The sequence below is a fragment of the Escherichia sp. E2748 genome (genome assembly GCF_005781125.1).
Classification (GTDB): Bacteria; Pseudomonadota; Gammaproteobacteria; order Enterobacterales; family Enterobacteriaceae; genus Escherichia.
The window spans coordinates 23,725-36,267 of sequence record NZ_VATP01000040.1 but is presented as its reverse complement, the minus strand read 5'-3'; the positions used below and the strand labels follow the sequence as shown (position 1 = coordinate 36,267).

9 protein-coding genes are annotated in these 12,543 nt (G+C 52.1%); 7 read left to right on the top strand and 2 right to left on the bottom strand.

Translation table 11 applies throughout. The annotated features are described in order from the left end of the window. Positions 1–1,387, bottom strand: a 1,387-nt coding sequence (locus tag FEK42_RS21750) for an autotransporter outer membrane beta-barrel domain-containing protein (RefSeq protein ID WP_240783161.1), incomplete at its 3' end; no start/stop codon positions are given. Between the two features lie 582 nt (positions 1,388–1,969). On the opposite strand from FEK42_RS21750, the gene yahO reads away from it, so the two are divergent. After that, positions 1,970–2,245 carry a DUF1471 family periplasmic protein YahO gene (gene yahO, locus FEK42_RS21745; RefSeq protein ID WP_130206111.1) on the top strand — a complete coding sequence of 92 codons (276 nt, stop codon included), beginning with the start codon at positions 1,970–1,972 and terminating at the stop codon, positions 2,243–2,245. 110 nt (positions 2,246–2,355) lie between these two features. Here the strand turns inward: yahO and prpR are convergent, their stop codons facing one another. After that, positions 2,356–3,942 (bottom strand): propionate catabolism operon regulatory protein PrpR, encoded by a 1,587-nt coding sequence (gene prpR, locus FEK42_RS21740; RefSeq protein WP_135492475.1) that lies wholly within the window; start codon positions 3,940–3,942, stop codon positions 2,356–2,358. A gap of 238 nt (positions 3,943–4,180) precedes the next feature. Here prpR and prpB point away from each other — a divergent pair, with 238 nt between their 5' ends. The 6 genes from prpB (at position 4,181) to codA (ending at position 12,463) form a co-directional block, all read left to right on the top strand. Next, positions 4,181–5,071, top strand: a complete 891-nt coding sequence (gene prpB / locus FEK42_RS21735; RefSeq protein ID WP_000052185.1) for a methylisocitrate lyase — start codon at positions 4,181–4,183, stop codon at positions 5,069–5,071. A 44-nt stretch (positions 5,072–5,115) separates the two neighbouring features. Beyond that, positions 5,116–6,285 (top strand): 2-methylcitrate synthase, encoded by a 1,170-nt coding sequence (prpC, locus tag FEK42_RS21730; RefSeq protein WP_130206117.1) that lies wholly within the window; start codon positions 5,116–5,118, stop codon positions 6,283–6,285. Positions 6,286–6,318: 33 nt separating this feature from the next. After that, positions 6,319–7,770 (top strand): 2-methylcitrate dehydratase, encoded by a 1,452-nt coding sequence (prpD, locus tag FEK42_RS21725; protein WP_130260346.1) that lies wholly within the window; start codon positions 6,319–6,321, stop codon positions 7,768–7,770. 39 nt (positions 7,771–7,809) lie between these two features. Continuing rightward, positions 7,810–9,696, top strand: coding sequence for a propionate--CoA ligase (gene prpE, locus FEK42_RS21720; RefSeq protein WP_135492477.1), 1,887 nt, complete (start codon positions 7,810–7,812; stop codon positions 9,694–9,696). Positions 9,697–9,930: 234 nt separating this feature from the next. Then, the gene (codB, locus tag FEK42_RS21715) at positions 9,931–11,190 is read left to right on the top strand and encodes a cytosine permease (RefSeq protein WP_000076233.1); all 1,260 of its coding nucleotides are present in this window, start codon (positions 9,931–9,933) and stop codon (positions 11,188–11,190) included. Then, positions 11,180–12,463 (top strand): cytosine/isoguanine deaminase, encoded by a 1,284-nt coding sequence (codA, locus tag FEK42_RS21710; RefSeq protein ID WP_135409568.1) that lies wholly within the window; start codon positions 11,180–11,182, stop codon positions 12,461–12,463. The genes codB and codA overlap by 11 nt, the downstream gene beginning before the upstream one ends. The last annotated feature ends 80 nt before the right edge of the window (positions 12,464–12,543 follow it).

The following is a 12,543-nucleotide window of genomic DNA, read 5'->3' as shown; positions in this document are numbered from 1 at the left end:
TTTTTATTCCTTCCAGAGTAGCCGCGCCCAGACCGCCCGCATTGTTGACCATAATGCGGGTGCTACCGGAAGTATCACCTTTTATGATGAGTTTATCCGTTACGGAATTATCATCGCCTAATACAGTATGCATGACTAACAGGCCATCATCGGCGGTGTAGTTGCCGTTAATGGTCAGTGTGGTCGGCGTGAACTCGTGACCCTGTTCATACGAAGACAACGTTGTTGTTCCAGCCAGCGCCAGAGTATTTAATGTTTGCGAATAAGTGTTTAAATCGAGATGGCCTTCACTGTCGACAATATAATCGGAGTTTGGGCTGAAGGTATCAACCGTGCCAGCGCGCAGACTTCCGTTGCTAATATAAGTATTACCGGTATAGATATTCGCGCCGGATAATGTGGTTGTCCCGGAACCTACCTGGTTAACCTGGCCTTTACCGTCTATGTATGAGGTCAGAACAAAATCAGCGTTGGTGTGATTAAAGTTTAATATTGAAGTGGTTGACGCATTTGTCCCCCCTAAATAAATTCGGGGAGTATTAATTGAACCAGCAGGTTGCGCAGACTCACCTTGCGCACCTCCAATATTTAATATTCCTGTTCCGTTAGAGGAGACACCAACCCAGATATATGAATTCGCATTGATTACACCATCGTTGCTGACAGTGAGAACTCCGGTAGTATCAGAAGTAGAAGATGTGTTATATCCGCCAAGAAGTATATTTGGGGCATTCACTGTTGAATTTTTATCGGCGACCTGAACTTCTCCATAACTACTCTGGTTAGCTGACAGAGAAGAATGGGCGTCAACATACCCAATATTCAGTTGAGTCAGGGAAGTGAGTGTACCGCCGTTAGTAACAGATACTTTCCCTGTTCCCTGATCGCCAACAATAGCAATGTTAGAGGTGACTGATGAGCTTTCCCCATCAATAACCAACGTCCCCCTGGCGTCACCATAAAACTCACCAACTCTTATTGATTGCAGGCCACTTATCTTACTACCTTCTAACACGTATAACGTACCGGAGCCTTCGTTAGTGCCTAAAAAAATATTGGAGGTAGGGGTGTCGAACTGCCAGTTGGTATGGTTTGTTAAAGTGATGGAGCCTTCAGCATTATTACCAATGCTGGCTGATGAAGTGGTAAGTGAAAGATTATCAATGAGTAATGAACCATTAGAGTCTTCACCTACTTTCAATGAGTTAAAATGCTCCCATCCGGGATCGTAGCCTTCTGACGCAATGAGTTTTATCTCTTCATTATTATTAATGATAACATTACTATCTGAATTTGTAGGTGGGGTGATAGCCAAGGATACTGGCGTAAATAATATGGTGGAAATGGCTATCGCCCGTGTTGATAAGCTTTTTTTTGCTGATTTCATATCACTCACTTTTATCCTTAAAAATTAAATGGCAAGATGTTTTTTATTGCACTGTTTTCTTCCTGAAGCCTTGTAAGGCACAAACATGCAAGTTACTAAATAAGAATATATGTAATATTAGGTGTAATAAATTTATTAAAGTGTTAGTTGTTCATTGCATTGATTGGTTTTAGTGGTTTGTAAGTTGTGTTAATGCGGGTTTTTTTATGTCGTTTAGAAAAAATACATCTAATAATCCTAAACTTTATGTAAGTGAAATAAAGAAAAAGTATGGAAATCACATCAATATATGGTTGGTGGTTTCTTGTTCAGAAAAGTAATGTGGCTCATGTGAATTTTATATTAGGTTTTAGCGAAAGAATAAATTTGAGATTTTTATGAAAATTAATTTAAGGAACAGCTGCGATAATGGTAGTGAGCGTTATTAAACAACAGGGGGGAATGTGGCTATCGTTGAGAAAAATACAAATATATTCTCTTTTCCTATAGATTTTTCCTAACCGCTGAACTACTTATTAATCAACCCTGATGATGACTGTTAGCTTCAGGGCATTGGCCAATCACACATTATGGAGTTCATCGATGAAAACTGGAACTAAGCTCTTAGTTGGTGCGTTAGCTTTTGTTGTCACAAATGTCTATGCCGCTGAATTGATGACCAAAGCGGAATTTGAAAAAGTTGAATCGCAATATGAAAAAATAGGTGATATTTCAACCAGTAATGAAATGTCGACCGCAGATGCAAAAGAAGATCTGATCAAAAAAGCGGATGAAAAAGGTGCGGATGTGTTGGTTCTGACCTCCGGTCAGACTGACAATAAGATCCACGGCACGGCAGATCTTTATAAGAAGAAGTAATTCTGAAGCTCATGTAAACAAACCCGATGCGCACGTCTATCGGTGAACGGAATATATTGAAATTCATGTTTTTGTCGGCCGGATAAGGCGTTAACGCCGCATCCGGCAATTTAATTTTTTAGCCGCCGCCAGAACGTCGTCCGGCTGATGCCTAAATAATTCGCTGCTGCTGTTTTATCACCATTAAATTTGTCCAGTGCCTGTAGTGGTGTCAGCAAGGGTGGGGCGATGACGTTACCCGATTTTTGTGTCAGCTCTGGCAATAATTGCTGCAAAAATTGCGGCGTTAAATCTGGCGTCGGTTCCACACTTAAAAACAGCGCCAGTCGCTCCATCATATTACGCAGTTCACGAATATTGCCCGGCCAGTCGTAGCGCAACAGCACAGTTTCGCTTGCCTGTAACCCCTGGCGTAATGCGGCAGAAAACGGGGCGGAGAGCGCTGCCAGAGACACTTTCAAAAAGCTCTCTGCCAGCGGCAGAAGATCCGCCACTCGCTCACGCAGTGGCGGTAATTGCAGACGCAAAATACTCAGCCGATAAAACAGATCACGGCGAAACTGCCCTTGCTGCATATCTTCTTCCAGATTGCAGTGAGTGGCGCTAATAACCCGTACATCCACCGGAACAGGGTGATGCCCGCCGACGCGGGTGACCTCTTTTTCTTCCAGCACTCGTAACAGGCGAGTCTGCAATGGCAGAGGCATTTCGCCTATCTCATCCAGAAACAGCGTGCCGCCGTGGGCGATTTCAAACAGCCCGGCGCGACCTCCGCGTCGCGAGCCGGTAAACGCCCCTTCCTCATAGCCAAACAGCTCCGCTTCCAGCAGCGATTCGGCAATCGCCCCGCAGTTGACGGCAACAAACGGATGCGACTTTTTGCCCTGTCGCGCATCGTGGCGGGCAAAATATTCCCGATGAATCGCCTGGGCCGCCAGCTCTTTGCCCGTCCCTGTTTCCCCCTCAATCAACACCGCTGCACTGGAGCGGGCATACAGCAAAATAGCCTGCCGTACTTGTTCCATCTGTGGTGATTGACCGAGCATATCGCCCAGCACGTAACGAGTACGTAGGGCGTTACGGGTGGCATCGTGAGTGTTATGGCGTAACGACATGCGCGTCATATCCAGCGCATCGCTGAACGCCTGGCGCACGGTGGCGGCGGAATAGATAAAAATTCCGGTCATTCCGGCTTCTTCTGCCAGATCGGTAATCAGCCCAGCGCCGACCACCGCTTCGGTGCCGTTAGCTTTTAGCTCGTTAATCTGCCCGCGCGCGTCTTCTTCCGTGATGTAGCTACGTTGATCGAGGCGCAAGTTAAAGGTTTTTTGAAACGCCACCAGTGCCGGAATAGTTTCCTGATAGGTGACAACGCCGATAGAAGAGGTGAGCTTTCCGGCTTTTGCCAGTGCCTGTAACACATCGTAGCCGCTCGGTTTAATCAAAATAACTGGTACTGACAGGCGGCTTTTCAGGTACGCGCCGTTAGAGCCAGCAGCGATGATGGCGTCGCAGCGTTCGTTTGCCAGTTTCTTGCGGATGTAGGTCACCGCTTTTTCAAAGCCAAGCTGAATAGGGGTGATATTCGCCAGGTGATCAAACTCGAGACTGATATCGCGAAACAGCTCGAACAGGCGTGTCACCGATACCGTCCAGATAACCGGTTTGTCGTCATTCAGCCGTGGTGGATGTGCCATAGCGCACCGCAAAGTTAAGAAACCGAATATTGGGTTTAGTCTTGTTTCATAATTGTTGCAATGAAACGCGGTGAAACAGTGTCTGAAACGTTAACTGAAACGCATATTTGCGGATTACTTCATGGATTTATTACTAACAAATTGAAATTAAACATTTAATTCTATTCAGACAATTGTGGCACACCCCTTGCTTTGTGTTTATCAACGAAAATAACAAGTTGATAACAAAGGATGGGCTATGTCTCTACACTCTCCAGGCAAAGCGTTTCGCGCTGCACTAAGCAAAGAAACTCCGTTGCAAATTGTCGGCACCATCAACGCTAACCATGCGCTGCTGGCACAGCGTGCCGGATATCAGGCGATTTATCTCTCCGGCGGTGGCGTGGCGGCAGGTTCTCTGGGGCTGCCCGATCTCGGTATTTCTACTCTTGATGATGTGCTGACTGACATTCGCCGTATCACCGACGTTTGTTCGCTGCCGCTGCTGGTGGATGCGGATATCGGTTTTGGCTCTTCGGCTTTTAACGTCGCCCGCACTGTGAAATCGATGATTAAAGCCGGTGCGGCAGGATTGCATATTGAAGATCAGGTTGGCGCGAAACGCTGCGGTCATCGTCCGAACAAGGCGATCGTCTCGAAAGAGGAGATGGTGGATCGGATCCGCGCGGCGGTGGATGCGAAAACCGATCCTGATTTTGTGATCATGGCGCGCACCGATGCGCTGGCGGTTGAAGGACTGGATGCCGCGATCGAACGCGCGCAGGCCTATGTTGAAGCGGGTGCCGAGATGTTGTTCCCGGAGGCGATTACCGAACTCGCCATGTACCGCCAGTTTGCCGATGCGGTGCAGGTGCCGATCCTCGCCAACATTACCGAATTTGGCGCCACGCCGCTGTTTACTACCGATGAATTACGCAGCGCCCATGTGGCGATGGCGCTGTACCCGCTTTCAGCGTTCCGCGCCATGAACCGCGCCGCTGAACATGTCTACAACGTCCTGCGTCAGGAAGGCACGCAGAAAAGCGTCATCGACACCATGCAGACCCGCAACGAGCTGTACGAAAGCATCAACTACTACCAGTACGAAGAGAAGCTCGACGACCTGTTTGCCCGTAATCAGGCGAAATAAAACACAACGAAAAATATCTCGACCCTACAAATGACGAGGACAATATGAGCGACACAACGATCCTGCAAAACAGTACCCATGTCATTAAACCGAAAAAATCGGTAGCACTTTCCGGCGTTCCGGCGGGCAATACGGCGCTCTGCACCGTGGGTAAAAGCGGCAACGACCTGCATTACCGCGGCTACGATATTCTTGATCTCGCGGAACATTGCGAATTTGAAGAAGTGGCGCATCTGCTGATCCACGGCAAACTGCCGACCCGTGACGAACTCGCCGCCTACAAAACGAAACTGAAAGCCCTGCGCGGTTTACCGGCTAACGTGCGTACCGTGCTGGAAGCCTTACCAGCGGCGTCGCACCCGATGGATGTCATGCGCACCGGCGTTTCCGCGCTCGGTTGCACGCTGCCAGAAAAAGAGGGGCACACCGTCTCTGGCGCGCGGGATATAGCCGACAAACTGTTGGCGTCGCTGAGCTCGATTCTTCTCTACTGGTATCACTACAGCCACAACGGCGAACGCATCCAGCCGGAAACCGATGACGACTCCATCGGCGGTCACTTCCTGCATCTGCTGCACGGCGAAAAGCCGTCGCAAAGCTGGGAAAAGGCGATGCAAATTTCGCTGGTGCTGTACGCCGAGCACGAGTTTAACGCCTCCACCTTTACCAGCCGGGTGATTGCGGGTACTGGCTCGGATATGTATTCCGCGATTATCGGCGCGATTGGCGCACTGCGCGGGCCGAAACACGGCGGGGCGAATGAAGTGTCGCTGGAGATCCAACAACGCTATGAAACGCCGGACGAAGCCGAAGCCGATATCCGCAAGCGGGTGGAAAACAAAGAAGTGGTCATTGGTTTTGGGCATCCGGTTTACACCATCGCCGACCCGCGTCATCAGGTGATCAAACGCGTGGCGAAGCAGCTCTCGCAGGAAGGTGGCTCGCTGAAGATGTACAACATCGCCGATCGCCTGGAAACGGTGATGTGGGAGACGAAAAAGATGTTCCCCAATCTCGACTGGTTCTCCGCTGTTTCCTACAACATGATGGGCGTTCCCACCGAGATGTTCACACCACTGTTTGTTATCGCCCGCGTCACCGGCTGGGCGGCGCACATTATCGAACAACGTCAGGACAACAAAATTATCCGTCCTTCCGCCAATTACGTTGGACCGGAAGACCGCCCGTTTGTCGCGCTGGATAAGCGCCAGTAAACCTCTACGAATAACAATAAGGAAACGTACCCAATGTCAGCTCAAATCAACAACATCCGCCCGGAATTTGATCGTGAAATCGTTGATATCGTCGATTACGTGATGAACTATGAAATCAGCTCCAGAGTGGCCTACGACACCGCTCATTACTGCCTGCTCGACACTCTCGGCTGCGGTCTGGAAGCTCTCGAATACCCGGCCTGTAAAAAACTGCTGGGGCCAATTGTCCCCGGCACCGTCGTACCTAACGGCGTGCGCGTCCCCGGAACTCAGTTCCAGCTCGACCCCGTCCAGGCGGCATTTAACATCGGCGCGATGATCCGTTGGCTCGATTTCAACGATACCTGGCTGGCGGCGGAGTGGGGCCATCCTTCCGACAACCTCGGCGGCATTCTGGCAACGGCAGACTGGCTTTCACGTAACGCAGTCGCCAGCGGCAAAGCCCCGTTAACCATGAAACAGGTGCTGACCGCAATGATTAAAGCTCATGAAATTCAGGGCTGCATTGCGCTGGAAAACTCCTTTAACCGCGTCGGCCTCGACCACGTTCTGTTAGTGAAAGTGGCTTCCACCGCCGTGGTTGCCGAAATGCTCGGCCTGACCCGCGAGGAAATTCTCAACGCCGTTTCGCTGGCGTGGGTAGACGGTCAGTCACTGCGCACCTATCGCCATGCGCCGAACACCGGCACGCGTAAATCCTGGGCGGCGGGCGATGCTACCTCCCGCGCGGTACGTCTGGCACTGATGGCGAAAACGGGCGAAATGGGTTATCCGTCAGCCCTGACCGCGCCGGTGTGGGGCTTCTACGACGTCTCCTTTAAAGGCGAGTCGTTCCGCTTCCAGCGCCCGTACGGTTCTTACGTGATGGAAAATGTGCTGTTCAAAATCTCCTTCCCGGCGGAGTTCCACTCCCAGACGGCCGTTGAAGCAGCGATGACGCTCTATGAACAGATGCAGGCAGCAGGCAAAACGGCGGCGGATATCGAAAAAGTGACCATTCGTACCCACGAAGCCTGTATTCGCATCATCGACAAAAAAGGGCCGCTCAATAACCCGGCGGATCGCGATCACTGCATTCAGTACATGGTGGCGATCCCGCTGCTATTCGGGCGCTTAACGGCGGCAGATTACGAAGACAAGGTTGCGCAAGATAAACGCATCGACGCCCTGCGCGAGAAGATCAATTGCTTTGAAGATCCGGCGTTTACCGCTGACTACCACGACCCAGAAAAACGCGCCATCGCCAATGCCATAACCCTTGAGTTCACCGACGGCACGCGCTTTGAAGAAGTGGTGGTGGAGTACCCCATTGGTCATGCTCGCCGCCGTCAGGATGGCATTCCGAAACTGGTCGATAAATTCAAAATCAATCTCGCGCGCCAGTTCCCGACTCGCCAGCAGCAGCGCATTCTGGAGGTTTCTCTCGACAGAACTCGCCTCGAACAGATGCCGGTCAATGAGTATCTCGACCTGTACGTCATTTAAGTAAACGGCGGTAAGGCGTAAGTTCAACAGGAGAGCATTATGTCTTTTAGCGAATTTTATCAGCGTTCGATTAACGAACCGGAGCAATTCTGGGCCGAGCAGGCCCGGCGTATTGACTGGCAGACGCCCTTTACGCAAACGCTCGATCACAGCAATCCGCCGTTTGCCCGTTGGTTTTGTGAAGGCCGAACCAACTTGTGCCACAACGCTATCGACCGCTGGCTGGAGAAACAGCCAGAGGCGCTGGCGCTGATTGCCGTCTCTTCGGAAACAGAAGAAGAGCGCACCTTTACCTTTCGCCAGCTGCATGACGAAGTGAACGCGGTGGCGTCAATGCTGCGCTCGCTGGACGTGCAGCGTGGCGATCGGGTGCTGGTGTATATGCCGATGATTGCCGAAGCGCATATTACCCTGCTGGCCTGTGCGCGCATTGGTGCTATTCACTCGGTGGTGTTTGGTGGATTTGCTTCGCACAGCGTGGCGGCGCGAATTGATGACGCTAAACCGGTGCTGATTGTCTCGGCTGATGCCGGGGCGCGCGGCGGTAAAATCATTCCGTATAAAAAATTGCTCGACGATGCGATAAGTCAGGCACAGCATCAGCCGCGCCACGTTTTGCTGGTTGATCGTGGGCTGGCGAAAATGCCGCGTGTTAGTGGGCGGGATGTCGATTTCGCGTCGTTGCGCCATCAACACATCGGCGCGCGGGTGCCGGTGGCGTGGCTGGAATCCAACGAAATCTCCTGCATTCTTTACACCTCCGGCACGACCGGCAAACCTAAAGGCGTGCAGCGTGACGTCGGCGGCTATGCGGTGGCGCTGGCGACCTCGATGGACACCATTTTTGGCGGCAAAGCGGGCGGCGTCTTCTTCTGTGCCTCGGATATCGGCTGGGTGGTAGGGCATTCGTATATCGTCTACGCGCCGCTGCTGGCGGGGATGGCGACTATCGTTTACGAAGGATTGCCGACCTGGCCGGACTGCGGTGTGTGGTGGAAAATCGTCGAGAAATATCAGGTTAGCCGCATGTTCTCAGCGCCGACCGCTATTCGCGTGCTGAAAAAATTCCCTACCGCCGAAATTCGCAAACACGATCTCTCGTCGCTGGAAGTGCTCTATCTGGCTGGAGAACCGCTGGACGAGCCGACCGCCAGTTGGGTGAGCAATACGCTGGATGTGCCGGTCATCGACAACTACTGGCAGACCGAATCCGGCTGGCCGATTATGGCGATTGCTCGCGGTCTGGATGACAGGCCGACGCGTCTGGGAAGCCCTGGTGTGCCGATGTATGGCTACAACGTGCAGTTGCTCAATGAAGTCACCGGCGAACCGTGCGGCGTCAATGAGAAAGGGATGCTGGTGGTGGAAGGGCCGCTGCCGCCGGGCTGTATTCAAACCATCTGGGGCGACGACGACCGCTTTGTGAAGACTTACTGGTCGTTGTTTTCCCGCCCGGTGTACGCCACCTTTGACTGGGGCATCCGCGATGCTGACGGTTATCACTTTATTCTCGGGCGCACTGATGACGTGATTAACGTTGCCGGGCATCGGCTGGGTACGCGCGAGATTGAAGAGAGTATCTCCAGCCATCCGGGCGTTGCCGAAGTGGCGGTGGTTGGGGTGAAAGATGCGCTGAAAGGGCAGGTAGCGGTGGCGTTTGTCATTCCGAAAGAGAGCGACAGTCTGGATGACCGCGAGGTGGCGCACTCGCAAGAGAAGGCGATTATGGCGCTAGTGGATAGCCAGATTGGCAACTTTGGCCGCCCGGCGCACGTCTGGTTTGTCTCGCAATTGCCGAAAACGCGATCCGGAAAAATGCTGCGGCGCACGATCCAGGCGATTTGCGAAGGACGCGATCCTGGGGATCTGACGACCATTGATGATCCTGCGTCGTTGGATCAGATCCGCCAGGCGATGGAAGAGTAAGTTATTGTCGGATGCGTCGTGTGGCGCATCCGACACCGTGCGCAGATGCCTGATGCGACGCTGACGCGTCTTATCATGCCTACCCACTGTTTTTACACAGATAAGTTTTCCCCCACCTTTTCGCACTCATTCATATAAAAAATATATTTCCCCACGAAAACGATTGCTTTTTATTTTCAGATGAATAGAATGCGGCGGATTTTTTGGGTTTCAAACAGCAAACGGAGGAATTTCGTGTCGCAAGATAACAACTTTAGCCAGGGGCCAGTCCCGCAGTCGGCGCGGAAAGGGGTATTGGCATTGACGTTCGTCATGCTGGGATTAACCTTCTTTTCCGCCAGTATGTGGACCGGCGGTACTCTCGGAACCGGTCTTAGCTATCATGATTTCTTCCTCGCAGTCCTCATCGGTAATCTTCTCCTCGGTATTTACACTTCATTTCTTGGTTACATTGGCGCAAAAACCGGCCTGACCACTCATCTTCTTGCTCGTTTCTCGTTTGGTGTTAAAGGCTCATGGCTGCCTTCACTGCTGCTGGGCGGCACCCAGGTTGGCTGGTTTGGCGTTGGCGTGGCGATGTTTGCCATTCCGGTGGGCAAGGCAACCGGGCTGGATATTAATTTGCTGATTGCCGTCTCCGGTTTACTGATGACCGTCACCGTCTTCTTTGGCATTTCGGCGCTGACGGTTCTTTCGGTGATTGCGGTTCCGGCTATCGCCTGCCTTGGCGGTTATTCCGTGTGGCTGGCCGTTAACGGCATGGGTGGCCTGGACGCCTTAAAAGCGGTCGTTCCCGCACAACCATTAGATTTCAATGTCGCGCTGGCGCTGGTTGTGGGGTCATTTATCAGTGCGGGTACGCTCACCGCCGACTTTGTCCGGTTTGGTCGCAATGCCAAACTGGCGGTGCTGGTGGCGATGGTGGCCTTTTTCCTCGGCAACTCGTTGATGTTTATTTTCGGTGCAGCGGGCGCTGCGGCACTGGGGATGGCGGATATCTCTGATGTGATGATTGCTCAGGGACTGCTGCTGCCCGCGATTGTGGTACTGGGGCTGAATATCTGGACCACCAACGATAACGCGCTCTATGCGTCGGGTTTAGGTTTCGCCAACATTACCGGGATGTCGAGCAAAACCCTTTCGGTAATCAACGGTATTATCGGTACGGTCTGCGCATTATGGCTGTATAACAATTTTGTCGGCTGGTTGACCTTCCTTTCGGCAGCTATTCCTCCGGTAGGTGGCGTGATCATCGCCGACTATCTGATGAACCGTCGCCGCTATGAGCACTTTGCGACCACGCGTATGATGAGTGTCAATTGGGTGGCGATTCTGGCGGTCGCGCTGGGGATTGCCGCAGGCCACTGGTTACCGGGAATTGTTCCGGTCAACGCGGTATTAGGTGGCGCGCTGAGCTATCTGATCCTTAACCCGATTTTGAATCGTAAAACGACAGCAGCAATGACGCATGTGGAGGCTAACAGTGTCGAATAACGCTTTACAAACAATTAGTAACGCCCGGTTACCCGGCAAAGAGGGGCTGTGGCAGATTCATCTGCAGGACGGAAAAATCAGCGCCATTGACGCGCAATCCGGTGTGATGCCCATAACTGAAAACAGCCTGGATGCCGAACAAGGTTTAGTTTTACCGCCGTTTGTGGAGCCGCATATTCACCTGGACACCACGCAAACCGCTGGGCAACCGAACTGGAATCAGTCCGGCACGCTGTTTGAAGGCATTGAACGCTGGGCCGAGCGCAAAGCGTTATTAACTCATGACGATGTGAAACAACGCGCCTGGCAAACGCTGAAATGGCAGATTGCCAACGGTATTCAGCATGTGCGTACCCATGTCGATGTTTCGGATGCAACCCTGACTGCGCTGAAAGCAATGCTGGAAGTGAAGCAGGAAGTCGCGCCGTGGATTGATCTGCAAATCGTCGCTTTCCCGCAGGAAGGGATTTTGTCGTATCCCAACGGTGAAGCGTTGCTGGAAGAGGCGTTACGCTTAGGGGCAGACGTTGTTGGGGCGATTCCGCATTTTGAATTTACCCGTGAATACGGCGTGGAGTCGCTGCATAAAACCTTCGCTCTGGCGCAAAAATACGACCGTCTCATCGATGTTCACTGTGATGAGATCGATGACGAACAGTCACGCTTTGTCGAAACCGTTGCCGCCCTGGCGCACCGTGAAGGCATGGGCGCGCGAGTCACTGCCAGTCACACCACGGCAATGCACTCCTATAACGGGGCGTATACCTCACGCCTGTTCCGCTTGCTGAAAATGTCCGGTATTAACTTTGTCGCCAACCCGCTGGTCAATATTCATCTGCAAGGGCGTTTCGATACGTATCCAAAACGTCGCGGCATCACGCGCGTTAAAGAGATGCTGGAGTCTGGCATTAACGTCTGCTTTGGTCACGATGATGTCTTCGATCCGTGGTATCCGCTGGGAACGGCGAATATGCTGCAAGTGCTGCATATGGGGCTGCATGTTTGTCAGTTGATGGGCTACGGGCAGATTAACGATGGCCTGAATTTAATCACTCACCACAGCGCCAGAACGTTGAATTTGCAGGATTACGGCATTGCCGCCGGAAACAGCGCTAACCTGATTATCCTGCCGGCTGAAAATGGGTTTGACGCGCTGCGCCGTCAGGTTCCGGTACGTTATTCGGTACGTGGCGGTAAAGTGATCGCCAGTACACAACCGGCACAAACCACCGTGTATCTGGAGCAGCCAGAAGCCATCGATTACAAACGATAATCGACTGGGTTACAGCGAGCGTAGTTTATGCCGGATGCGGCGTGAACGCCTTGCACTGAACTCGTAGGCCTGATAAGCGT

What these genes read in the sequence shown, in the direction of transcription:
- prpD (WP_130260346.1), top strand. Translation starts at nt 6,319, where the DNA reads ATGTCAGCTCAAATCAACAACATCCGCCCGGAATTTGATCGTGAAATC.
- prpR (WP_135492475.1), bottom strand. Translation starts at nt 3,942, where the DNA reads ATGGCACATCCACCACGGCTGAATGACGACAAACCGGTTATCTGGACG.
- prpC (WP_130206117.1), top strand. Translation starts at nt 5,116, where the DNA reads ATGAGCGACACAACGATCCTGCAAAACAGTACCCATGTCATTAAACCG.
- prpE (WP_135492477.1), top strand. Translation starts at nt 7,810, where the DNA reads ATGTCTTTTAGCGAATTTTATCAGCGTTCGATTAACGAACCGGAGCAA.
- yahO (WP_130206111.1), top strand. Translation starts at nt 1,970, where the DNA reads ATGAAAACTGGAACTAAGCTCTTAGTTGGTGCGTTAGCTTTTGTTGTC.
- prpB (WP_000052185.1), top strand. Translation starts at nt 4,181, where the DNA reads ATGTCTCTACACTCTCCAGGCAAAGCGTTTCGCGCTGCACTAAGCAAA.